At 71.0% G+C, this 22,556-nt stretch carries 20 protein-coding genes and 1 tRNA gene; 5 read left to right on the plus strand and 16 right to left on the minus strand.

The genetic code is table 11. The annotated features are described in order from the left end of the window. Positions 1-82: 82 nt before the first annotated feature. From ruvB to pgsA, 10 genes are all read right to left on the minus strand, one after another. The gene (ruvB, locus tag IEY89_RS06080) at positions 83-1,156 is read right to left on the minus strand and encodes a Holliday junction branch migration DNA helicase RuvB (RefSeq protein WP_189146224.1); all 1,074 of its coding nucleotides are present in this window, start codon (positions 1,154-1,156) and stop codon (positions 83-85) included. A gap of 187 nt (positions 1,157-1,343) precedes the next feature. Beyond that, positions 1,344-1,952, minus strand: a complete 609-nt coding sequence (gene ruvA / locus IEY89_RS06085) for a Holliday junction branch migration protein RuvA (protein WP_189146225.1) — start codon at positions 1,950-1,952, stop codon at positions 1,344-1,346. Then, entirely contained in the window at positions 1,949-2,548 is a 600-nt protein-coding gene (gene ruvC, locus IEY89_RS06090) for a crossover junction endodeoxyribonuclease RuvC (RefSeq protein WP_189146226.1), read from the minus strand. Before ruvC ends, ruvA begins: the two co-directional genes overlap by 4 nt. 141 nt (positions 2,549-2,689) lie before the next feature. Then, positions 2,690-3,442: a YebC/PmpR family DNA-binding transcriptional regulator gene (locus IEY89_RS06095; protein ID WP_189146227.1), complete on the minus strand. Its 753-nt coding sequence runs from the start codon at positions 3,440-3,442 to the stop codon at positions 2,690-2,692. A 48-nt stretch (positions 3,443-3,490) separates the two neighbouring features. Further along, the gene (pdxT, locus tag IEY89_RS06100; RefSeq protein WP_189146228.1) at positions 3,491-4,123 is read right to left on the minus strand and encodes a pyridoxal 5'-phosphate synthase glutaminase subunit PdxT; all 633 of its coding nucleotides are present in this window, start codon (positions 4,121-4,123) and stop codon (positions 3,491-3,493) included. A 14-nt stretch (positions 4,124-4,137) separates the two neighbouring features. Further along, entirely contained in the window at positions 4,138-5,052 is a 915-nt protein-coding gene (gene pdxS, locus IEY89_RS06105) for a pyridoxal 5'-phosphate synthase lyase subunit PdxS (RefSeq protein WP_053744690.1), read from the minus strand. 232 nt (positions 5,053-5,284) lie between these two features. Then, complete coding sequence (locus IEY89_RS06110; protein WP_189146229.1) at positions 5,285-5,830, minus strand: LemA family protein; 546 nt, start codon at positions 5,828-5,830, stop codon at positions 5,285-5,287. A 60-nt stretch (positions 5,831-5,890) separates the two neighbouring features. Continuing rightward, positions 5,891-7,057, minus strand: a complete 1,167-nt coding sequence (locus tag IEY89_RS06115; RefSeq protein WP_189146230.1) for a glycosyltransferase family 4 protein — start codon at positions 7,055-7,057, stop codon at positions 5,891-5,893. Then, a complete protein-coding gene (locus tag IEY89_RS06120) occupies positions 7,054-8,031 on the minus strand; it encodes a phosphatidylinositol mannoside acyltransferase (protein ID WP_189146231.1) in 978 nt (325 codons plus the stop codon). Before IEY89_RS06120 ends, IEY89_RS06115 begins: the two co-directional genes overlap by 4 nt. Further along, positions 8,028-8,762, minus strand: a complete 735-nt coding sequence (gene pgsA / locus IEY89_RS06125) for a phosphatidylinositol phosphate synthase (protein ID WP_189146489.1) — start codon at positions 8,760-8,762, stop codon at positions 8,028-8,030. Before pgsA ends, IEY89_RS06120 begins: the two co-directional genes overlap by 4 nt. A 262-nt stretch (positions 8,763-9,024) precedes the next feature. Here pgsA and IEY89_RS06130 point away from each other — a divergent pair, with 262 nt between their 5' ends. Together IEY89_RS06130 and IEY89_RS06135 are read left to right on the plus strand one after the other, a co-directional pair. After that, the gene (locus IEY89_RS06130; protein WP_189146232.1) at positions 9,025-11,223 is read left to right on the plus strand and encodes an elongation factor G-like protein EF-G2; all 2,199 of its coding nucleotides are present in this window, start codon (positions 9,025-9,027) and stop codon (positions 11,221-11,223) included. 219 nt (positions 11,224-11,442) lie between these two features. Further along, positions 11,443-13,110 (plus strand): AbeC-like domain-containing protein, encoded by a 1,668-nt coding sequence (locus IEY89_RS06135; RefSeq protein ID WP_189146233.1) that lies wholly within the window; start codon positions 11,443-11,445, stop codon positions 13,108-13,110. A 97-nt stretch (positions 13,111-13,207) separates the two neighbouring features. On the opposite strand, the gene IEY89_RS06140 is transcribed toward IEY89_RS06135, so the two are convergent. Continuing rightward, complete coding sequence (locus IEY89_RS06140; RefSeq protein WP_189146234.1) at positions 13,208-13,801, minus strand: HIT family protein; 594 nt, start codon at positions 13,799-13,801, stop codon at positions 13,208-13,210. A gap of 67 nt (positions 13,802-13,868) precedes the next feature. Between IEY89_RS06140 and IEY89_RS06145 the strand changes: the two genes are divergently transcribed. Beyond that, complete coding sequence (locus tag IEY89_RS06145; protein WP_189146235.1) at positions 13,869-14,552, plus strand: potassium channel family protein; 684 nt, start codon at positions 13,869-13,871, stop codon at positions 14,550-14,552. Between the two features lie 40 nt (positions 14,553-14,592). Here the strand turns inward: IEY89_RS06145 and thrS are convergent, their stop codons facing one another. The 3 genes from thrS to IEY89_RS06160 all read right to left on the minus strand — a co-directional run bounded on the left by thrS (position 14,593) and on the right by IEY89_RS06160 (position 18,478). Next, the gene (gene thrS / locus IEY89_RS06150; RefSeq protein WP_189146236.1) at positions 14,593-16,569 is read right to left on the minus strand and encodes a threonine--tRNA ligase; all 1,977 of its coding nucleotides are present in this window, start codon (positions 16,567-16,569) and stop codon (positions 14,593-14,595) included. A 122-nt stretch (positions 16,570-16,691) separates the two neighbouring features. Further along, complete coding sequence (locus IEY89_RS06155; RefSeq protein ID WP_189146237.1) at positions 16,692-17,915, minus strand: hypothetical protein; 1,224 nt, start codon at positions 17,913-17,915, stop codon at positions 16,692-16,694. Next, positions 17,912-18,478 carry a DUF4365 domain-containing protein gene (locus tag IEY89_RS06160; RefSeq protein WP_189146238.1) on the minus strand — a complete coding sequence of 189 codons (567 nt, stop codon included), beginning with the start codon at positions 18,476-18,478 and terminating at the stop codon, positions 17,912-17,914. Before IEY89_RS06160 ends, IEY89_RS06155 begins: the two co-directional genes overlap by 4 nt. A 168-nt stretch (positions 18,479-18,646) precedes the next feature. Between IEY89_RS06160 and IEY89_RS06165 the strand changes: the two genes are divergently transcribed. Continuing rightward, complete coding sequence (locus IEY89_RS06165) at positions 18,647-19,372, plus strand: 3'-5' exonuclease (protein ID WP_189146239.1); 726 nt, start codon at positions 18,647-18,649, stop codon at positions 19,370-19,372. Positions 19,373-19,448: 76 nt separating this feature from the next. On the opposite strand, the gene IEY89_RS06170 is transcribed toward IEY89_RS06165, so the two are convergent. Further along, positions 19,449-19,520: transfer RNA gene (locus tag IEY89_RS06170), tRNA-Val, on the minus strand. A gap of 39 nt (positions 19,521-19,559) precedes the next feature. Continuing rightward, entirely contained in the window at positions 19,560-20,006 is a 447-nt protein-coding gene (locus IEY89_RS06175) for an SRPBCC family protein (protein WP_189146240.1), read from the minus strand. Between the two features lie 77 nt (positions 20,007-20,083). On the opposite strand from IEY89_RS06175, the gene IEY89_RS06180 reads away from it, so the two are divergent. After that, a complete protein-coding gene (locus IEY89_RS06180; RefSeq protein ID WP_189146241.1) occupies positions 20,084-22,552 on the plus strand; it encodes an SCO7613 C-terminal domain-containing membrane protein in 2,469 nt (822 codons plus the stop codon). Positions 22,553-22,556 lie beyond the last annotated feature (4 nt).

A 22,556-nucleotide genomic window follows, 5' to 3' on the forward strand; every position in this document is an offset into this window, starting at 1 on the left:
GGCGGAGTCTAAGCGAGTCCGCACTCCAGGAACAACGCTCAGCATGGCACCACGGTTCCTGAGCCTGCGAGCAGCCGCGCCCTCACGCCCCGAACAGGTCCTGTTGTCCGCTTCCCCCCGTTGTGGAACGGGGTGGCGTGAGGCCGAGATGCGCCCATGCGGCGGGTGTCGCGACCCGGCCGCGCGGGGTACGGGCCAGCAGTCCCTCCCGTACGAGGAAGGGCTCGGCGACCTCCTCGACGGTCTCCCGCTCCTCCCCCACCGCGACGGCCAGCGTGGACAGCCCGACCGGGCCGCCGCCGAACAGCTTGAGCAGCGCTTCGAGGACCCCTCTGTCGAGGCGGTCGAGACCGCGGGCGTCGACCTCGTAGACCTTCAGGGCCGCCTGCGCGATGTCGCGCGTGATGATGCCGTCGGCCTTCACCTGCGCGTAGTCCCGGACGCGACGCAGCAGACGGTTGGCGATGCGGGGGGTACCGCGCGAGCGGCCGGCGATCTCGGCTGCGCCCTCGGCACCGATCTCCACGTCCAGAAGGTTCGCGGAACGGTGGATGACGCGCTGCAGCTCGGCCGGTTCGTAGAACTCCATGTGCGCGGTGAAGCCGAAGCGGTCGCGCAGCGGGGGCGGCAGCAGTCCCGCGCGCGTGGTGGCGCCGACCAGTGTGAACGGGGGCAGTTCGAGGGGGATGGCGGTGGCGCCGGGGCCCTTGCCGACGATCACGTCGACGCGGAAGTCCTCCATCGCCATGTAGAGCATCTCCTCGGCGGGCCGGGACATGCGGTGGATCTCGTCGAGGAAGAGGACCTCTCCCTCCTGGAGGGAGGACAGGATCGCGGCCAGGTCGCCCGCGTGCTGGATGGCGGGGCCGCTGGTGATGCGGATCGGGGCCTCCATCTCGGCCGCGATGATCATCGAGAGGGTGGTCTTGCCGAGGCCGGGGGCACCGGAGAGCAGTACGTGGTCGGCGGTGGCGCCACGCGCGCGTGCGGCCCGCAGGACGAGGTCGAGTTGCTCGCGGACCTTCTCCTGGCCGATGAACTCGCCCAGGTCCTTGGGACGCAGGGCGGCCTCGACGGCCTGGTCCTCACCGTCGGCGGACGCGGCGACGAGCCGCTCGGGGGCGGTGCTCTCGTCGGTCGTGTCGTCCCAGTTCACTGCGTTCTCCTAGCTGGGTGCGCCGGCTGCGCGTGTCGGCCGGGGGTCCGGGGGTTGTCCCCCGGAACAGCACAGCATGCGTGTGCTCGCGGTCGCGGTCGGTCGGGTGGTTCGTGCGGAGGGCCCCGTACGGCGGTGGGGGGCGCCCCAGGTCAGCGGGCTCCTGCACGCCGGCAGGCCCCGTTGGTCAGCGGGCTCTGTTGAGGCTCTGCAGGGCCGCCTTCAGCAACTGGCCCACCTGGGGCGTGCCTTCGGCGGCCTCGGCCTGGGGTGCCACGGCGGCCACCGCCTCGTCGGCCTCGCGGGTCGCGTACCCGAGGCCGATCAGGGCCGCGTGCAGCTGGTCGCGCCAGCCGGTGGTGACCGGGGAGCCGATTGCGGGGCCGGTGCCGAGGGGTGCGCCGAGGCGGTCCTTCAGTTCCAGAAGCAGTTTCTGGGCGCCCCTCTTACCGATTCCGGGCACGGCGATCAGCGCCTTCTCGTCCGCCGTGGACACCGCGCGGCGCAGGGCGTCCGGCGAGTGAACGGCCAGCATGGCCTGGGCCAGACGGGGGCCGACACCGCTCGCGGTCTGGAGCAGTTCGAAGGTCTGCCGCTCGTCGTCGTCCTGGAAGCCGTACAGGGTCAGGGAGTCCTCGCGGACCACCAGGGAGGTGGCGAGTCTGGCCTGCTGTCCCATCCTGAGGCCCGACAGGGTGTTGGGAGCGCACTGGACGGCGATGCCGATACCGCCCACCTCGACCACAGCGGAGTCGGGAGCGAGGGCGGCGACCGGGCCGCTGACGAAGGCGATCATGCGGGGCGGCCTTTCGAGGCGGGTGCTGTTGGCGAAGCAGTTGCTTTGACGGCCTGCGCTTTGTGGAGAGCGACGGCCTGCTGGAGCCGGTTCTGCGCGACGGCCTGCTGAAGGCGTGTCTGGGCGGGCGCGCGCCAGATGTGGCAGATGGCGAGCGCGAGGGCGTCGGCGGCGTCGGCGGGTTTGGGGGGCGCGTCGAGCCGGAGCAGCCGGGTGACCATCGCGCCGACCTGGGCCTTGTCGGCGCGTCCGCTGCCGGTGACGGCGGCCTTGACCTCGCTGGGGGTGTGCAGGGCGACGGGGATGCCGCGCCGGGCCGCACACAGCATCGCGACGGCGCTGGCCTGGGCCGTGCCCATCACCGTACGGACGTTGTGCTGGCTGAACACCCGCTCCACGGCGACGAATTCGGGCCGGTGCTCGTCGAGCCACCGCTCGATGCCCTGCTCGATGGCGACGAGACGCAGGCCCAGTTCGGCATCGGCGGGCGTGCGTACGACACCGACGCCGACCATCGTCAGCGGGCGCCCGGGGACGCCCTCGACGACACCGACCCCGCATCGGGTCAGTCCCGGGTCAACTCCGAGTACGCGCACCCGCCCCACCCCTCTGTCCGGTCGCGGTCCGTCGACGGTGATCTTTGCCTGCCGTCAGGCTATCCGCTGCCACTGACAACAGCGGCGGGCCGGTAGGACGTGTCCCACCGGCCCGCCGGAACCGCTCGGTTCGCGCCGGAGCTACGCGTCGACCTTCTCCATGACCTCGTCGCTGACATCGAAGTTGGCGAAGACGTTCTGCACGTCGTCGCTGTCCTCCAGCGCGTCGATCAGCTTGAAGATCTTCCTGGCACCGTCCTCGTCCAGCTCGACCTGCATGGTCGGGACGAAGTTGGCGTCGGCGGAGTCGTAGTCGATGCCGGCCTCCTGGAGCGCGGTGCGCACCGCGACCAGGTCGGTGGCCTCGGAGATGACCTCGAAGGACTCACCGAGGTCGTTGACCTCCTCGGCGCCGGCCTCCAGCACGGCACCCAGGACGTCGTCCTCGGCCAGCTCACCCTTGGGGACGACGATGACGCCCTTGCGGTGGAAGAGGTACGAGACGGAACCGGGGTCGGCCATGTTGCCGCCGTTGCGGGTCATGGCGACGCGGACGTCCGAGGCGGCGCGGTTACGGTTGTCGGTGAGGCACTCGATGAGCACCGCGACCCCGTTGGGGCCGTAACCCTCGTACATGATCGTCTCGTAGTCGGCGCCACCGGCTTCGAGGCCGGCGCCGCGCTTGACCGCGGAGTCGATGTTCTTGTTCGGAACCGAGCTCTTCTTGGCCTTCTGAATGGCATCGAACAGCGTCGGGTTGCCGGAAGGGTCGGCGCCGCCCGTACGTGCCGCAACCTCGATGTTTTTGATCATCTTCGCGAAGAGCTTGCCGCGCTTGGCGTCGATCACGGCCTTCTTGTGCTTCGTCGTAGCCCATTTAGAGTGGCCGGACATCTGCCTGTCTCCTTCGCGTAACCCGTCTCTGTACGAACCCCAGAGATCCTACAAGGACTCCGCTGTACGGTCCGCGCCCACGGCGCGTGCCATGTGGGCCCGCACCATGTCGACGAACAGGGAGTGGACGCGGTGGTCGCCGGTCAGTTCCGGGTGGAACGACGTGGCGAGCGCGTTGCCCTGGCGTACGGCGACGATGTGACCGGCGTGCTCGGCGAGCACCTCGGCCTCGGCGCCCACGGACTCGACCCAGGGGGCACGGATGAAGACGCCCTCCACAGGATCGCCCGCCACACCCTTCACGTCGATCGCCGCTTCGAAGGACTCGTTCTGGCGTCCGAAGGCGTTGCGGCGCACGATCATGTCGATGCCACCGACGGTCTCCTGGCCCGAGCGCGGGTCCAGGATCTTGTCGGCGAGCATGATCATGCCGGCGCAGGTGCCGTAGACGGGCAGTCCGGCGCGCACGCGCGCGCGGAGGGGCTCCATCACGCCGAAGAGAACAGCCAGCTTGGAGATGGTGGTGGACTCACCGCCGGGGATGATCAGGCCGTCCACCTCGGCGAGTTCCTCGGGGCGCCGGACCGGCCTGGCCAGGGCGTCCGCCTCGGCCAGGGCGATGAGGTGCTCCTGTACGTCGCCCTGGAGGGCCAGGACACCTACGACGGGAGTGTCGTACATGGGTGACATGAGTGCTACCAGCCCCGGTTCGCGTAGCGCTCGGCCTCGGGCAGCGTGTCGCAGTTGATGCCGACCATGGCCTCGCCGAGGTTGCGGGACGCGTCCGCGATGATCTTCGGGTCGTCGTAGAAGGTGGTCGCCTTCACGATGGCGGCGGCGCGCTTGGCGGGGTCGCCCGACTTGAAGATGCCGGAGCCTACGAAGACGCCCTCGGCTCCCAGCTGACGCATGAGCGCGGCGTCGGCGGGGGTCGCCACACCGCCGGCGGAGAACAGCACGACCGGCAGCTTGCCGAGTTCGGCGACCTCCTGGACGAGCTCGTACGGGGCGCGCAGGTCCTTGGCGGCGGCGTAGAGCTCGTTGTTGTCGTAGCCGCGCAGGCGGGCGATCTCGTTCTTGATCTGCCGCAGGTGACGGACGGCCTCGACGACGTTGCCGGTGCCGGCCTCGCCCTTGGAGCGGATCATCGCGGCGCCCTCGGCGATACGGCGCAGTGCCTCGCCGAGGTTGGTGGCGCCACAGACGAAGGGGGTGGTGAAGGCCCACTTGTCGGAGTGGTTGACCTCGTCGGCAGGGGTCAGCACCTCGGACTCGTCGATGTAGTCGACGCCGAGGGACTGCAGGACCTGGGCCTCGACGAAGTGGCCGATGCGCGACTTCGCCATGACCGGGATGGACACGGCCTCGATGATGCCCTCGATCATGTCCGGGTCGGACATCCGGGCCACGCCGCCGTCCTTGCGGATGTCCGCCGGGACGCGCTCCAGGGCCATGACGGCGACAGCGCCGGCGTCCTCGGCGATCTTGGCCTGCTCGGCGTTGACCACGTCCATGATCACACCGCCCTTGAGCTGCTCGGCCATACCGCGCTTCACACGGGCGGTGCCGGTTTCGGGCGTCTGGGCGGAGTTGGAGAGCGTGCTGGACACGGTTTGACCTCACTCGGTGAAAGAGGGTTGCTGCGACTCTGAGGAAACGCTGGGGAAGCAGGCCACAGCAAGGGCCAATGGGTAGCCGGTGGATCGTTTTCCTCCCCGGAGCCGGTTTCGGCCCGTCCGGCGTTTGAGGACGAGGCCCGTTCCGGGCCGAAGCGGGGGTCTGGGGGCCGCAGGCCTCCGGGGATGGGACGGGCAGGGGCGGCGGGGGGCGAGAAAACCGCCCTTACGCCGCCGCACGCTCCCCCAGCGCCGCCGGCGCCTCGTCGTCCATCTCGAACGCCAGAGGGAACGGCGCATGCCCCGCCAGCCGGAACCACCGCACCTTCCGGTGCCGCCGCAACGCCCGCGCCGCCCGCACCGCGTCGTTGTGGAACCGCCGGGCCATCGGCACCCTGCGCACCGCCTCGGTCAGCTCGCGCGTCGCCGCCTCCCCGCCGGGCACCTCCCGCACCGCCTCGACCTGCGCCGCCTCCCCGAAGACGGCCCGCAGTGCCTGGCTCAACTCGCTCTCGGCGACCTCACGCTGCTCCTCCTCGGCCTGCCGCGCGGCGTGCGCCGCCTCGTACAGCACGATCGAGGCAGCCGGGTCGAGGACGCCCGACGTCGCCAGTTCCTGGGCGACGGAGGCCCGGCGCAGCAACTGCGCGTCCAGACCGGCGCGCGTGGCGTCGATCCGCGCGTGCAGACGGTCGAGCCGCCCCGCGGTCCAGCTCAGGTAGAGGCCGATCGCGACGAGCCCGACAAGGATCCAGATGAGGGTTGCGGTCACGGGCGGCAACGTTACCGTTCACCGGCACCGGTCCCTCGCCCCCCCTGGCGGATGCCTCGCTCAGTCCCGCGCCAGCCCCAGCCGCGCCCGCAACCCCGTCGCCGTGCGCTCGTCCGCCGCGACCGCGGTCGTGCCGTCCGTCACCGTCTCGTACACGGACAGGATGTCCGCCCCCACCGTCGACCAGTCGAACCGCCGCACATGGGCGCTGCCCCGCTCCCGCAGCTCGTCGCGGCGGCCGGGGTCGCCCAGCAGCCGTACGGCCGCGTCGGCCAGGGCGTCCGCGTCCTCGTTCGTGAACAGTTCGCCCGCCGCTCCCTGGTCCAGGACCTGGGCGAAGGCGTCGAGGTCCGAGGCAAGGACCGGCGCGCCCGCCGACAGTGCCTCGACCAGGATGATCCCGAAGCTCTCCCCGCCGGTGTTGGGGGCGATGTACACGTCCACGCTGCGCAGCAGCCGTGCCTTGTCCTCGTCGCTGACCATGCCCAGGAACTCGACCCGCGAGCGCATCTCCGGCGGCAGGCTCTCCACCGCCTCCTCCTCGTCACCGCGGCCGACGACCAGCAGCCGCGTCGCGGGCCGGGCGGCGAGGATCTTCGGGAGTGCCTTCATCAGGACCGGCAGACCCTTGCGGGGTTCGTCGATGCGGCCGATGAAGCCGATGGTGTCGCCCTGCCACTCGGGCTTCGGCTTTGCCCCCGCGAAGAAGTCGACGTCGACACCGTTCGGGATGACGACCGCGTCGCCGCCCAGGTGTTCCACCAGCGTGCGCCGGGCGTACTCGCTCACCGCGATCCGGGCGCTGATCTTCTCCAGGGCGGCCTGCAGCATCGAGTACGCGGCGATCATGGCCCGGGAGCGCGGGTTCGAGGTGTGGAAGGTGGCCACGATCGGCCCCTGGGCCGCCCAGCAGGCCAGCAGACCCAGCGAGGGCGAGGCCGGCTCATGGATGTGGAGGACGTCGAACTCGCCGTCGTGCAGCCACCGCCGCACCCGGGCCGCCGACAGGAAGCCGAAGTTGAGGCGGGCCACCGAGCCGTTGTACGGCACCGGGATGGCGCGACCCGCCGAGACGACGTACGGCGGGAGCGGGGTGTCGTCGTCGGCGGGGGCGAGGACGGAGACCTCGTGGCCCAGGCGGATGAAGTACTCGGCCAGGTCGCGGATGTGGAACTGGACGCCGCCCGGCACGTCCCAGGAGTACGGGCAGACGATGCCGATCTTCACGGGGTCCCCTTTCCGGGGTCCCGCACGACGTCCTGCCCACTGCCGGGGTTCTTCCCCGGGTTCGTCTCCGGATCCTTCTCGGGGTCGAGATCCGCGAGCCACAGCCGCTGAAGCATGTGCCAGTCCTCCGGGTGGTCGGCGATCCCCGTGGCGAAGGCATCGGCCAGCGCCTGTGTCATCACTGACGTCTTCTCGGCCCTCGTACCTGTCTCGGGTACCTCGATCGGGGGATGAATCCGGCCGCGCATGATCGGCGACTCGTCGTACCACAGGGTCACCGGGAGCAGGAGTGCGCCGGTCTGCTGGGCGAGCATGGCCGGACCGGCCGGCATCCGGGCCGCGTCGCCGAAGAACTTCACCTCGACGCCCGAGGCGGACAGGTCCCGGTCGGCCACCAGGCAGACCAGGCCGCCGTCGCGCAGCCGCCGCGCCAGGGTGCCGAACGCGGTGCGGCCGGTGTGCGGCAGGACCTCCATGCCCAGGCCCTCGCGGTAGGCGACGAAACGGTCGTACAGCGTCTCCGGCTTGAGGCGCTCGGCGACCGTCGTGAGCGGCGTCTCCAGCTTGGTGGTGGCCCAGGCACCGGCCAGATCCCAGTTGGCCAGGTGCGGAAGCGCCGCGATCACGCCCCGGCCCGAGGCCAGAGCGTCGGTCAGGTGGTGCAGGTCCGTCGGCTCGAAGCCCGTCTTGACCCGCTCCTGGCTCCACGCGGGGAGGCGGAAGGACTCCATCCAGTAGCGCAGGTACGAACGCATGCCCGCGCGGGACAGTTCGGCGAGGCGCTCCGGTGTCGCGTCGGGCACCACGCGCGCGTAGTTCGATTCGAGGCGTAGTACGCGCTCTCCGCGCCGTTTCCAGGCGAGGTCGGCGATGGTCCGCCCGAGCCGGACGGCGACGGGCTCCGGGAGCTTCTTGACGGCGCTCCAGCCCAGCGCGTACGCCCCGTCGGTCAGCCGGTCCCGCAGGTCGCTCATGATGGCGTCTCGCTGTTCTGCGTGGTGCTCTCGCCGACGGCTGCCGCGTCCGCCTCCGCGGACTCCCGGCGGACCGTGACGACGCGCTGGATCAGCGTGACCAGGCTGCCGACGGCGACGATCCACAGGGCGACCGGCAGCAGGTACTGGATGCCGGGCACCCCGAACTCGTGCATACCCGAGAGACCGGCCGCGACCAGCGAGATCACCAGGCGCTCGGCGCGCTCCACCAGGCCGTTGACGGCGACCGGCAGGCCGATCGACTCGCCGCGCGCCTTGGTGTACGAGACCACCTGGCCGCTGGTCAGACAGAAGATGGAGACCGCGCACAGGACGATGTCGTTCCCGCCGCCCGCGTACCAGAGGGCGAAGCCGCCGAAGATCGCGCCGTCGGCCACCCGGTCGAGGGTGGAGTCCAGGAAGGCGCCCCAGCGACTGGAGCGGCCCATCTGGCGGGCCATGTTGCCGTCGACGAGGTCCGAGAACACGAACAGCGTGATGACGATCGTGCCCCAGAAGAACTCGCCCCTGGGGTAGAAGACCAGCGCGCCCGCGATCACTCCGGCGGTGCCGAGGAGCGTGACCGTGTCGGGGCTGACGCCCCGGCGGATGAGAAACGCTGCGAACGGTGTGAGGACACGCGTGAAGAATGCACGCGCGTACTTGTTCAGCATGGCCTTCCCGAGGGTCGGTGTCGCCGTGCGGCCCCTGCTGGCCACCGGCTGGCCCATCGTAGCCACGCGCGCGCATGTGCGACGTTCGGGCACCCGCGCCCCGTGTCACGGCCTGACGGCATCCGGGTCACAGCGGGATGTCGGCAGCCCGGATCACCCCACGCGCACCCCCGTCCGCGCGATCGCGTCCGCCGTATGGACGCACCGTGACGCGAGTGCAAAGCTCGAAAGCACCGCGGGCGTCATCAGAGCCGCCACCACACGCGGATGTGGCACGTCCGCGCCCACAGTGACCTCACCGTGCACGGGAGGCAGGACCATGGGCGACAAGGCGAACGCACACCCCGGAGCCGCCGGCAGGGCTACGGCGGCCGACCACCCCGCGTCCGTACGGAATGTGGTGCTGGTCGGCCACTCCGGATCGGGCAAGACCACTCTGGTGGAGGCTCTCGCGCTGACCGCGGGGGCCGTCAACCGGGCGGGCCGTGTGGAGGACGGCGGCACCGTCTCCGACTACGACGAGATCGAGCACCGGCAGCAGCGCTCGGTGCAACTCTCCCTGGTGCCCGTCGAATGGGGCGGATACAAGATCAACATTCTGGACACTCCCGGATACGCCGACTTCGTCGGGGAGCTCAGGGCCGGTCTGCGCGCGGCGGACGCGGCCCTTTTCGTCGTCTCGGCCTCGGACGGGGTGGACGGCTCGACGCGCATGGTGTGGGAGGAGTGCGCGGCCGTCGGTATGCCGCGCGCCATCGTCGTCACGCATCTGGAGTCGGCGCGCGCGGACTTCGACGACATGACGCGCATCTGCGCGGAGGCCTTCAGCGCGGACGACCCCGACGCGGTACTGCCGCTCTACCTGCCGCTGCACGGCGCGCCGGGGCCCGACGGGCACGCGCCCGTGACCGGGCTGACCGGGCTGCTGTCGCAGAAGCTGTTCGACTACTCCTCCGGGGAGCGCAAGGAGGCCGAACCCAGCCCCGACCAGCTCCCGGGCATCGAGGAGGCCCGCAACCGGCTCATCGAGGGGATCATCGCGGAGAGCGAGGACGAGACCCTCATGGACCGCTACCTGAGCGGCGAGGAGATCGACTTCGACACGCTGGTCGAGGACCTGGAACGCGCCGTCGCGCGCGGGACCTTCTTCCCCGTGCTCGCCGCCGCCCCGGCCGCCGCGGGTGCCCGGCAGGGCCTGGGCACGGTCGAGCTGCTGGAGCTGGTCACCGGCGGCTTCCCGACCCCGCTGGAGCGCGAGGCGCCCGGGGTCACGACGGTGGACGGCCGCCCGCGGGAGCTGAAGCCCTGCGATCCGGACGGCCCGCTGGTCGCGGAGGTCGTGAAGACGGCCAGCGACCCCTACGTCGGCCGGGTGTCGCTGGTCCGCGTCTTCTCCGGCACCCTGCGGCCCGACCAGACGGTCCATGTCTCCGGGCACGGGCTCGCCGACCGCGGCCACGAGGATCACGATGTCGACGAGCGCGTCGGAGCCCTGTCCGCGCCTTTCGGCAAGCAGCAGCGCGCGCTCACGCACTGCATCGCGGGCGACCTGGCCTGCGTGGCGAAGCTGAACCGGGCGGAGACCGGCGACACCCTCTCCGCGAAGGACGACCCGCTGCTGATGGAACCGTGGGAGATGCCCGACCCGCTGCTGCCGCTCGCCATCCAGGCGCACAGCAAGGCGGACGAGGACAAGCTCTCCCAGGGCCTCGGCCGGCTCGCCGCCGAGGACCCCACCATGCGGCTGGAACAGAATCCGGACACCCACCAGGTGGTCCTGTGGTGCCTGGGCGAGGCACACGCGGACGTCGCCCTGGAACGGCTGCGCAACCGGTACGGCGTCCAGGTGGACGTCGTACCGCACAAGGTCTCCCTGCGGGAGACGTTCGGCGGCCGGTCGGCGGGGCGCGGACGTCATGTGAAGCAGTCCGGCGGGCACGGGCAGTTCGCGATCTGCGCGATCGAGGTGGAGCCGCTGCCCGGCGGTTCGGGCATCGAGTTCGTGGACAAGGTCGTCGGCGGTGCCGTGCCCAGGCAGTTCATCCCGTCCGTGGAGAAGGGCGTCCGGGCCCAGGCCGGCAGGGGAGTGGCCGCCGGCTATCCGCTCATCGACGTGCGGATCACCCTGCTCGACGGCAAGGCGCACTCGGTGGACTCCTCCGACGCCGCGTTCCAGACCGCGGGCGCGCTCGCACTGCGCGAGGCCGCCGCCGACGCTCAGATCCATCTCCTCGAACCCGTGGCCGAGGTGACGGTGCTGGTCGGCGACGACTACGTGGGGTCCGTGATGAGCGACCTGTCCGGGCGGCGCGGCCGGGTCGTCGGCACCGAGCAGGCGAGTGGCGGGCGAACCCTCGTACGGGCCGAGGTGCCCGAGATCGAGATCGGCCGGTACGCCGTCGATCTGCGCTCCCTGTCGCACGGCACCGCCCGCTTCGACCGCCGGTACGCGCGGCACGAGCCGATGCCGCCGCAGATCGCCGAGAGGGTCCGCGAACAGGCCCGGGGCACCGCTTAGTTGGCGACCGGGACCCGACAAGCGGCCCTTGCGGAACGCTTTCCTCCACATCGGCGGACGGCTTGTGCCGTCCGCCGCCCATTTGTCGGTGGCTGCGGATACGCTGATCACCTGATCAAGTTGTGACTCGATCAACGCGATGACCTGTTCAACAGGTGTGCGGAGCAAGGAAGTCGGGAAAGGCCGCAGAAGCGGGTCAGGCGGCGAGGGGGCGGCACAGTGGCGGACGACGGTTTCGATTTCAGTCCCGGGGCACAGGTGCCCCTGACGGGCTCCGCGGGCCAGACGGCGGCGACCTTCGCGCTGGCCTCGGCGGTCTACCGGGAGGACGACGAGGTCACCAAGATCCTGGAAGCCGACAACGAGTGGCACAAGTCGACGGTCAAGCCGCCCCGGGGCGCTTGGGGGAAGATCTTCCGGCCCAAGCTCGGTGAGGCCTTCTCCAGGGCCGTGATCGACCGCATGCTGGGCGCCGGGCGCAAGCCGCTCATCCAGTCCTTCGGCACCGAGCCGCAGGTCATCGTCGAGCATGCCCTCGCGGCCCACCGTATCCGGCGCGAGCGCGACAACTGGCTCTCCGCGGTGACGGTGCTGTGCGGGGTGCTCTTCCTCCCCGGACTTCTGCTGTGGCTGCTGGTGTTCGTCGGCCGCGCGAGCCTCTCCAAGCGTCCGGACAAGCGGGCCTCCGCGCTCGCCACCACCCTGCTGGTCGCCGTGGGTGCCTTCGCCGTGATCTTCCTGGTCCAGATGCCGTTCACCGGCTTCTGGGCCTGGTACGCACGCGCGTGCGTCGTCCTGCCGGTCGTCGGCTGGCTGTGGGCCAAGCAGATCTGCGAGCGCACCGCGCAGGACCTCCGCGGCCGCTGGGCCGCCCTGCTGTCGGGCGGTGGCGTCGGCGCCAAGATCCCCGAGGCGGTGCCCGGCAGCCCCGGTGAGACCGCCGCCGAACACCTGCGCAAGGAGCTGGCCCGGCTCAGCGCCGAGCAGCAGTCCAACTCCGTCTTCTACGCCGGCCCCAAGGGCATACTCGGCATGGGCACCCGATGGGGCAGCTGGCAGCTCGCCGAGGACCTGGTCCCCCGGGATGCGGGCAAGGAGATCCACCCGTTCCGCAGCTGGGACGTCATACGTTCGATCCACGACCAGCTGCGCATGCTGGAGCGCGGCCCGCTCAACACCGGCGGATTCACCAAGCCGTCCCTGAAGCACTGGATCGTCACGCCCGTCGGCGAGGGCGCGAAGGAGGTCTCCCGGCCCAGCGGCACGGACGTGGACGCCTACATGATCAAGAACCACGCGATACAGGACATCTGCAACAAGCAGCAGTTCGGCAGTGGTCAGCGGCACTATCTCGGGGTCCAGTGGACGCTCTGGGACGGCCAGTTGATCATCACGATGCTCATCACGGTCACCGTGCTGCACGAGACCCTGCGCATCGAGGTGACCGGGCACGCGCTCGGGCCGGTGCACTCCCTCTTCACCAGCAAGCCCGCGGCCAAGGAGAAGGAGGTACAGAAGTCGGTCAGGTTCTGGGAGACCCGGAAGGTCAAGCTGCCCCTGGTCGACGCGGACGAGGTCGTGCGGCTCGCCGCGCGTGCGCCGCTGACCTGGTATCCGCCGCTGCTGAACTGGCTCGGCGGCTCACTGGGCCTTCCTGAACCCTTCGGCCTGCGTCACTCGTGGGCGGACCAGCCCTGGCGCCACCGCTTCATGGCCGACGACGCGCTCCGGGCGGCCACGCCGGTGCTGCGGGTCGTGCACGCGGCGGCGATCAAGGTCCTGGAGGAGAACGGCGTGGACACGGAGAAGTTCGGCAACCGCTCGTCGTTCCTCAGCACGGCGGTACAGGACCCGATGCCCCGCAAGGCCGACGTCTACGACGCGTAGACCTCCGGCGGTTCGGCGGTGTGGGTCGGTTGGGGTGGCCGTTACTGGGGGCTGCCGCCCCCCAGGCCCCCGCTTCGGCCCTCAACGCACCTCGTCCTCAAACGCCGGACGGGCTGGGGGTGCCCGGGCCCGCACTTGGGGGCCACGTCTCCGCCAGCATTTTCCTCGTGTCGCCCAGCAGTTGCGGCAGGACCTTCGTGTGGCCCACCACCGGCATGAAGTTCGTGTCGCCGCCCCAGCGCGGGACGATGTGCTGGTGCAGGTGGGCCGCGATGCCCGCGCCCGCCACCGTGCCCTGGTTCATCCCGATGTTGAAGCCGTGTGCGCCGGACGCCCTACGCAGCGCCGTCATCGCCTGCTTGGTCAGCCCGGCCAGTTCGGCGGTCTCGGAGTCTGTCAGGTCCGTGTAGTCGGCGACATGACGGTACGGCACGACCATCAGATGGCCGCCCGTGTACGGGTACAGATTGAGCACGGCGTAGACCTGCTCACCACGCTGGAGGATGAGACCGTCCTCGTCGGACTTGGCCGGGATCGAGCAGAAGGGACAGCCGTCGTCGGCGCCCGGACCGGTGGGCTTGTTCTCGCCCTGGATGTAGGCCATCCGGTGAGGCGTCCACAGGCGCTGAAACGCGTCCTGCGTCCCGACTCCGATCTGCTGCTCCGGCTCACTCGTCATGCCATGCAGCATATTGCTTCGCCCATATGGAGCGTGTCGCCGGGGCACACGCCGGGACACTCACGGCCAAGCTGGCGGAATGGACGACGACAGCCGCACGAAACGCTGGGAGCGGCGCACCGAGGTCCCGCTCGGGACGGCGTCACTGCTCTATCTCGCCGCGTACGCGGTCCACGTACTCGCCCTCGGCCTGTCCGGCGCCGGACAGGCTCTCTGCCTGGCCGTGCTGCTGGCCGCCTGGGTGCTCTTCGCGCTCGACTACGCGGTGCGCTGGCGGCTGAGCGGCGACGGCGCCCGGTTCGTACGCACGCACTGGCTGGACACCCTCGTCCTGCTGCTGCCCCTGCTGCGCCCACTGCGTGTCGTCAGGGTGTACGAGGCCGTACTGCACCGGCGTGGCAGACCCCGGCTCACGTTGCACGCGCGCGTGATCGTGTACGCCGGTCTGTCGGTGGCACTGCTCGGATTCGCGGGCGCCCTGGCCGTCTACCAGCAGGAGCACGCCGAGCCCGGCGCGACGATCCGGACGTTCGGCGACGCCGTGTGGTGGACCTGCGCCACGCTCGCGACCGTCGGGTACGGCGATGTCTCTCCCGTGACTCCGCTCGGCCGGCTGGTCGCGGTGGGCCTGATGGCGTGTGGTCTCGCGCTGCTGGGGGCGGTGACGGGGTCGTTCTCGTCGTGGCTGTTGCAGGTGTTCTCGCGGGAGGAGGAGCCGACACGGGACGGGCCCGGGGACAGTGAGGGGCCCCCGGGGAAGTGACTTCCCCAAGGGCCCCGGACAGCTGCCGATCAGCTGCCGATCAGACCTGCGCCCGCTCCTCGACCACCTTCGCGATCTTCGCGATGGCCTCCGTGAACGGGATGCCGTTCTCCTGTGAACCGTCGCGGTAGCGGAAGGACACCGTGTCACCGTTCATGTCGTCGTCGCCGACGATGACCATGAACGGCACCTTCTGCTTCTGGGCGTTGCGGATCTTCTTCTGCATACGGTCGGACGACGAGTCGACCTCGACCCGCAGCCCCTGCTTCTTCGCCTCGGCGGCGAACTTCTGCAGGTACTCCACGTGCCCGTCGCCGATCGGGATGCCGACCGCCTGGACGGGCGCCAGCCATGCCGGGAACGCGCCCGCGTAGTGCTCGAGGAGTACCGCGAAGAACCGCTCGATCGAGCCGAACAGGGCGCGGTGGATCATCACCGGGCGCTGCTTGGAGCCGTCGGGCCCCGTGTACTCCAGGTCGAACCGCTCCGGCAGGTTGAAGTCCAGCTGGACCGTCGACATCTGCCAGGTACGGCCGATCGCGTCCTTCGTCTGGACGGAGATCTTCGGACCGTAGAAGGCCGCGCCACCCGGGTCGGGAACGAGCGGCAGCCCCTGCTTCTCGGCCACCTGACGCAGCGTCTGAGTGGCCTCTTCCCAGACCTCGTCCGAGCCGACGAACTTCTCCGGGTCCTTGGTCGACAGCTCCAGGTAGAAGTCCGTCAGACCGTAGTCGCGCAGCAGCCCGAGCACGAAGGTGAGCGTGCGGTCGAGCTCCTCCGCCATCTGCTCGCGGGTGCAGTAGATGTGCGCGTCGTCCTGGGTGAAGCCCCGGGCACGGGTCAGGCCGTGCACGACGCCCGACTTCTCGTACCGGTACACCGTCCCGAACTCGAAGAGGCGCAGCGGGAGTTCACGGTAGGAACGGCCGCGGGCGTCGAAGATCAGGTTGTGCATCGGGCAGTTCATGGGCTTGAGGTAGTAGTCCACGCCCTCGTCGAGCTGCATGGGCGGGTACATGCCGTCGGCGTACCAGTCCAGGTGGCCCGAGGTCTCGAAGAGCTTCCCCTTCGTCGCGTGCGGGGTGTAGACGAACTCGTAGCCCTCCTCCTCGTGCCGGCGGCGCGAGTAGTCCTCCATCACCCGGCGGATGACGCCGCCCTTGGGGTGGAAGACGGCGAGGCCGGAGCCGATCTGGTCCGGGATGGAGAACAGGTCCAGCTCGTTGCCCAGCTTGCGGTGGTCGCGCTTCTCGGCCTCGACGAGGAAGTCGAGGTGCGCCTTCAGCTCCTCCTTGGTCGGCCAGGCGGTGCCGTAGATGCGCTGGAGCATCGGGTTCTTCTCGCTGCCCCGCCAGTACGCGGCGGCGTTGCGCATGAGCTTGAACGCCGGGATGTTCCGGGTGGTGGGCAGGTGGGGACCGCGGCAGAGGTCCTTCCAGCACAGGTCGCCGGTCTTCGCGTCGAGGTTGTCGTAGATGGTCAGCTCGCCGGAGCCGACCTCGACGTTCGCGCCGTCGTCGGTCGAGGCGGCGCCCTTGATGCCGATCAGCTCCAGCTTGTACGGCTCCGACGCGAGCTCCTCGCGAGCCGCCTCGTCGGTCACCACACGGCGGGAGAACCGCTGCCCGCGCTTCTGGATCTCCTGCATCTTCTTCTCGATGACCTTGAGGTCCTCGGGAGTGAACGGCTTCTCGACGTCGAAATCGTAGTAGAAGCCGTCCTTGACCGGCGGGCCGATGCCGAGCTTGGCCTCCGGGAACAGCTCCTGCACGGCCTGGGCCATGACGTGGGCGGTGGAGTGGCGCAGGATGTTCAGGCCGTCCTCGGAGGAGATCTCGACGGGCTCGACCTCCTCGCCGTCCGCCACCGCGTACGCGAGGTCCTTGAGCTCCCCGCCCACCCGCGCGGCGACGATCGAACGTTCGCCGACGAAGAGGTCGGCGGCCGTAGTCCCCGTCGTCACCACGCGCTCTTCCCGCTCGGAATCGCGATGGATGATCACACGGACGTCTGACACCGGTCTCTCCTGACTGAAGGTGGGTGCGGCGCCATACCGAAGCGCGCGCAGTTAGGGATCGTACCGACCCATGCCCGCCCACCGCGAAACAGATAAGCCGGAGGCCCTCGTCAGCACCGCCCTCAGTCGTCCCCGCTGCACGCCTCCTCGAAGAAATCGAGGTTCTCCTGCAGCGACTTCATCAGCCGGTCCCGCTCCGCCTCGTCCACCTGCACGGGTACGACCCCGGATGCCTGGGTCAGCCGGCGGAAGCCGCCCCGGCTCTCCAGCCGGCCGTGCACCCGCACCGGCAGCCCGACGAGGTGCGCGTGCCCGGCGATCCGGTACGCCTCCTCGTCCAGTGTCATCCGCACGTGCGGGATCTCGGCGCCGGCCAGCACCCGCAGGCGTACGGCGCCCTCGCCGCGCGGCCCCGACCTGCGCATCCTTACCACGGTGCCGGTGATCCGGACCGGTACCGCCGGTTCCTCGCGCAGGTACCGGGAGCCGGCCGCACGCAGGGCGGGCAGGTCGCCGGGGGAGAACTCGACGGGTTCGGGGCGGGCCGAGCAGCCCTCGGGGACCTCCGCGCCGGGTGCCCACTCGACGGCGATCCGGGCGCCCTCCGTACCGCGTACGAGGGCGACGAGGGCCTCGGTCAGCTCGTGGCTGACGCCTGCCTCGACGGCGCCGTCGAAGGCGTCCATGCCGCCGGTGGCCCGGTGGTAGTCGATGGCCTCGCGGGCGGCGTACAGGGCCTGGTGGAGCCGCACGGCGAGGGGGCGGCCCGTGCCGACGGGGACGAACGCGGTGAGACTGCGCCCGGCGGGGGCGGCGCCGACGAGGACGTGTTCGAGGAGGGCGTCTGCGGTCCTGCGGTGGCGGGCGCCGTAGTAGCCCGCACGCGCGCGTGTGGCGAGCGCTCCGGCGAGCATCATCCGCCGGGCGGCCGAGCGCAGTTGTTCCTCGACGGGCCAGGAGGCGACGCCCGCGGGGCCGGTCGGGACGTCCCGCCACCAGCGGATCTCGTCGCTGGGTACGGCGAGGCCGACGAGCACCTCGCGCGCGGAGGGCGATCCACTGCGGGCGAGCGCGACGAGGGCCTCGGCGAGCAGGTCGTCGCTGTCGGGGAAGGCCCGGCTCTCGGGCACGAGGAGGCTCGTGCCGTTGCCGCCGGGCCCTGGTGGGGTCCAGCGGCCGTACCGCCCGACGGCTCCCCCGCGCCGCTGCCAGCCGTGCCGGCGCAGGAGGGCGCCGAGGACTGCGGGGTCGACCTGCTCGGGCGGGGGCGGTTCGTCGTGCCAGGGGGTGTCCACGGGATGCGGCCGGACGGGCCGCAGGGGGTCCTCGGTGGGCCGGTGCGTCACGGTCTGCCTCCCGTCCCGACGCGCGTCATGATCTCGCAGAGCGCGCGGTCGTCGAAGATGCGTGAGGTCGGTATCCGCACGGTGGTCCGGTGCCGGCCGGTCGGGCGCTGGCCGGCCAGGTTGATCCAGTAGCAGCAGTGCCGCAGGTCGAGGCGGTCGTGACCGGCGCGCAGCCAGTCGTCCTGCGAGCGCGGAACGAGCATCACGACCAGGATCTTGTGCACGGAGACCGGGGTGCGGGCGAGTTTCGTCAAATGGGCGTTGTCGAGCGTGAAGGAGAAGTACGGGCCCGGCGGGTTCGGTGCGATCTGGTACGTGCACTTCAGCTGGACCTTGATGGTGACCTCGTCGTCGACCGTGTGCCCGGGGGCGCCGTGGCTGACGTGCCAGTCGATGCCGTTGTCGGGGAACGGCTGGGACAGCGAACAGCCGGCCGCCGCGGCCACGGCGTGCAGATAACCCACCTGCAGTGTCTCCATGCAGGCGGTGGTGGCGAGGTTGCCTCGATGGGGTGCCGTCCGCTCGGGCAGCAGCCCGCCCCGTTCGGGCTGCGCTATCGCCATGACCAAATGCCTTCCAAACCAGGTGAATTCCCATGACAGGTCACTGAAGTGCGTAAACCTGTACCTCTGTTGTCTCCTTCCGGCGTACGGCGCAAACAGCCCGGGTATCACCAAACAGGCAGAAGACGGTGCGTCAGCTGCCGTGGGAGAACGAGGAGTTGCATAGGTATGACGTGCTGGTACGAGGGCCCCTTGGCCGCGTTCGACACGGAGACCACGGGTGTGGACGTCGAGACCGACCGGATCGTGTCGGCTTCCGTCGTGGTCCAGGAAGGTCCGGCCATCCGGCCGCGGGTCAGCCGCTGGCTGATCAACCCGGGTGTGCCCGTGCCCGCTTCGGCGACGGCGGTGCACGGGCTGACGGACGAACATCTGCAGCACAACGGCCGCTGGCCGTCCCCTGTGCTGGAGGAGATAGCCAGGGCGCTGACGGAGCAGGCCGTGGCGGGCCGTCCGCTGGTCATCATGAACGCGCCCTTCGATCTGACCATGCTGGACCGGGAGTTGCGCCGCCATCGCGCCTCGTCGCTCGACCACTGGTTCGGCTCGACACCGTTGCTGGTGCTGGATCCCCGGGTCCTGGACAAACACCTGGACCGCTACCGCAAGGGCCGCCGCACCCTCACGGACCTGTGCGCGCACTACGGCGTCACTCTGGAGGGCGCCCATGACGCGGCGGCGGACGCGATGGCCTCCCTGGAGGTCGTACGGGCGGTCGGGCGCCGTTTCGCGACCCGGCTGGAGCGCCTCTCCCCCGCCGAACTGCACACCCTCCAGGCGGGGTGGCACGCGGCGCAGGCGCGCGGCCTGCAGGCGTGGTTCGCGAAGAGCGGTACGCCGGAGGCGGTCGATCCGGCGTGGCCACTGCGTCCGGAGATGCCCGCGGCGGCATAGCCGTACAAGCCGTACAACAGGTGTGCGAACGCATGAAAAAAACCGGTCCGTCGACGACGGACCGGTTTTCTCCCGGTGGGCGATACTGGGTTCGAACCAGTGACCTCTTCGGTGTGAACGAAGCGCTCTCCCACTGAGCTAATCGCCCGGGAACGCACCGAACAATACAGGTCCGGGCGGGCTTCGTTCAAACCGCTTGGAGGTGGGCCGCCAGTCCGCGCCGTCCCGCGCGCATCATCAGGGCGTGGTTGGCGCGGAAGAGGGGCCGACCGGGGACGGCGAGACGGCGCATCAGTGGTTTGGTGACGTCGACTTCCTGGTCGTACTGGGCGAGGGTTCCGGAGCCGGTTTCCCTGAGTGTCCAGAGCGCCCAGCCGTCGAGGTCGCCGGTCATGGCGATCTCCAGGACTCCCGCCGCCGGGTCGCGCCGCACCTCACGGGCCGTGAAGGTCAGGTCGTACGGAAGGAGGGAGCGGACACGGACGACGCCGGTCGTGTCGTCGACGCGGTTCACCTCGCGCACCTGGCGCCACCAGCGCGGATACTCCTCGGCCCGTTCAAGGGCGTCGTACACGACGGCGGGGGCCGCGGGCAGCCGCCACCGGCTGCGGAAGCGGTAGTGGGTCCATTCCATGAGCGGAGTGTGCCCCGGACGGGGCCCAGAGGCGCACATCTGAGGCACATCTGAGTACGTACTGAGTACCCGGACTCATGCCGTACGAAGTGGCGCGAACCACACTCGTCAGCATGACGCATTTTCCGCCCCCGGCCGAGGAGCTGCGGCTCATCGACGCCGAGCTGTGGCAACTGGACGCCCGCCGGACCCAGTTGCTGACGCGCCGCGCCTGGCTGGTCGCGGCCCTGCACCAGGCACGGCCGACGCCTGTCGCGCCGCCCCGCCCCGAGTCGTCCGCACCGAGCGTCCAGAACGTGCTGCTCATGCTCGGCGGTGTTCTGCTCACCATCGCGGCGATGGTGTTCACACTGGTCAGCTGGGGCCATCTGGGAATCACCGGGCGGGCCCTGGTGCTGGGCGCGGTCACGCTGGCCGCGCTCGCCACGCCGGTGGTGCTGCTGAAGCGGGGACTGCGCTCGACGGCCGAGTCGGTGGCCGGCCTCGGGCTCGCGCTGACGGTGCTGGACGCCTACGCGCTGCACGCGGCGGCACTCGCGGGCACCGACGGCACGGGGTACGCGGCGGTCGCATCGGCCGTGCTCGCGGTGGTGTGGGCCGGGTACGGCCTGCTGCCCGCCACCCGCGGCCTGCGGCTGCCCCTGCCCGCCGCCCTGGCATCGGCCCAACTCCCGCTGCTGCTCTGGGCACTGGCCACCGACGCGGTGCCCTACGGGGTCACGTCCGCGCTCCTGCTCACGGCTGTGTTCGACACTGCTGTGGCGCTCCGGGCGACGGCCCGGTCCGTACGGGTCGCCGCTGCGATCGGTGCGTACGGCATGGGCGGCTGGGGCGTACTGGCCGCCGGCTGGCTGTCCTGGACGGCCACCGGCCCGAGCGCCGTCGTTCGTGCGGCGGCGCTCCTCCTCCTCGCGGCGGCCACAGCGCTGGGCGCCGCCTGGCACGGCGGCCTGTCGGAGGCGCGCACCGACGAGCACGGCCCCGGCCGGAAGGACGCCCTGGGCCTCGCGGTGGCCGCGGGACTGCTCGTCGTCGCGGCCCTCGGCGGTGCGGTGCGCCCGGCGTTGCCGGAGGCGTGGACCGTTCCGGTCCATCTGGCGTGTGGGATCGCCCTGTTGGCGACGCTCCGGGCCGGTCGGCTGCCCGCGACGGTGCGGCACGGCTTCGTGTGGGCCTCGGGCACCGTACAGGCGCTGGCCGTGCTGTGGGCGCTGCCCGTCGTCGGTCTGGCACTGCTCGGGCCGGTCGGCTGGGCGGAACGCGCCTGGACCGGCGCCCCGTCGGACGCCCGTGCCGCGGTGACGCTCGGCACCCCCTGGCCGCAGCACACGGAGACGGCTCCCGTCGTCCTGGCGGCCGTCGCGGCCGTGCTCCTCCTGACCGCCCGGGCCGGCGTCCGGCGGCCTCGGGCGCTGTGCGGCGCGTCGGCCCTGCTGTGGGCGACGGCGTTCGCGCTTCCGGCGGTACTCGAACTCCCCTATGCGGCAGCTCTGCTGACCCACGGCGTCATGACAGCCGGGGCGCTCGCGGCGACGGTGTACGTCCGCCGGGACACGCACGCCCCGCCCGAGGCAACGCCGGCCCGTCCGTTCACTCCACCTCGGCTCACCGCCCTCGTCCTCGCCCTGGTCGGCTCCCTCAGCCTCGCCTTCCTCTCCCTCGCCTCTCAGTCGGCGACGCTCGCGGTGCTGTCCGCCCTGACCGCGCTGTTCACGGCGGCCTCGTGGCACCCGCGCCTGGCCCCTGTCACGGCGCCGGCCGCACTCGGGTACGCCGCCGCACTCGCCTGCGCGACCGGCGCCGCCCTGGACTGGCGGCTCTCGCACACCGCGCTGCTCGTGCTCGCCGTCCCCGCGACCGCGGCCGTGTCGGCCGCACGCCGGGGCAGCGCCCGGTCCGTCGTGCCGGTCGAGGTCGCGGGCGCGGTCGGCGGGCTGCTCGCGGTCGGGCTCGCGCTCACCGACCCACCGCTGCTGGCCCTGGTGCTGGCCCTGTGCGCGGTGATCGCCGGGGGCACGGCGATCCGCCCGGACCGCCGCCCCGTGGCCTACGCGGCCGCCGCCCTGTTCGTGCTGGCCACCTGGGTACGCCTGGCGGCCTGGGACGTCGGGACGCCCGAGGCGTACACGCTTCCGGTCACCGTCCCGGCGCTGCTGCTCGGCGCCCTGCGCCGGCGCCGCGACCCGCAGGCGTCGTCCTGGACGGCGTACGGCCCCGGCCTGGCCGCCACCCTCGTGCCGAGCCTGGTCGCGGCCTGGGGCGACGCGCACTGGACCCGCCCCCTGCTGCTGGGCCTGGCGGCACTGCTGGTCACCCTGCTGGGCGCCCGGCACCGCCTCCAGGCCCTCCTCGTGCTCGGCGGTTCGGTGCTGGTCCTGGACACGCTGCACGAACTCGCGCCCTACCTCGTCCAGGTCACCGACGCCCTCCCCCGCTGGGTCCCTCCCGCCCTCGCCGGACTGCTGCTGCTCGCACTCGGAGCGACGTACGAGCGGCGGATCCGCGATGTCCGGCGGGTGCGGGAGGCCCTGGGAAGGATGAACTAGCCGT

This window comes from Streptomyces lacrimifluminis, assembly GCF_014646095.1.
GTDB classification, from domain to species: domain Bacteria; phylum Actinomycetota; class Actinomycetes; order Streptomycetales; family Streptomycetaceae; genus Streptomyces; species Streptomyces lacrimifluminis.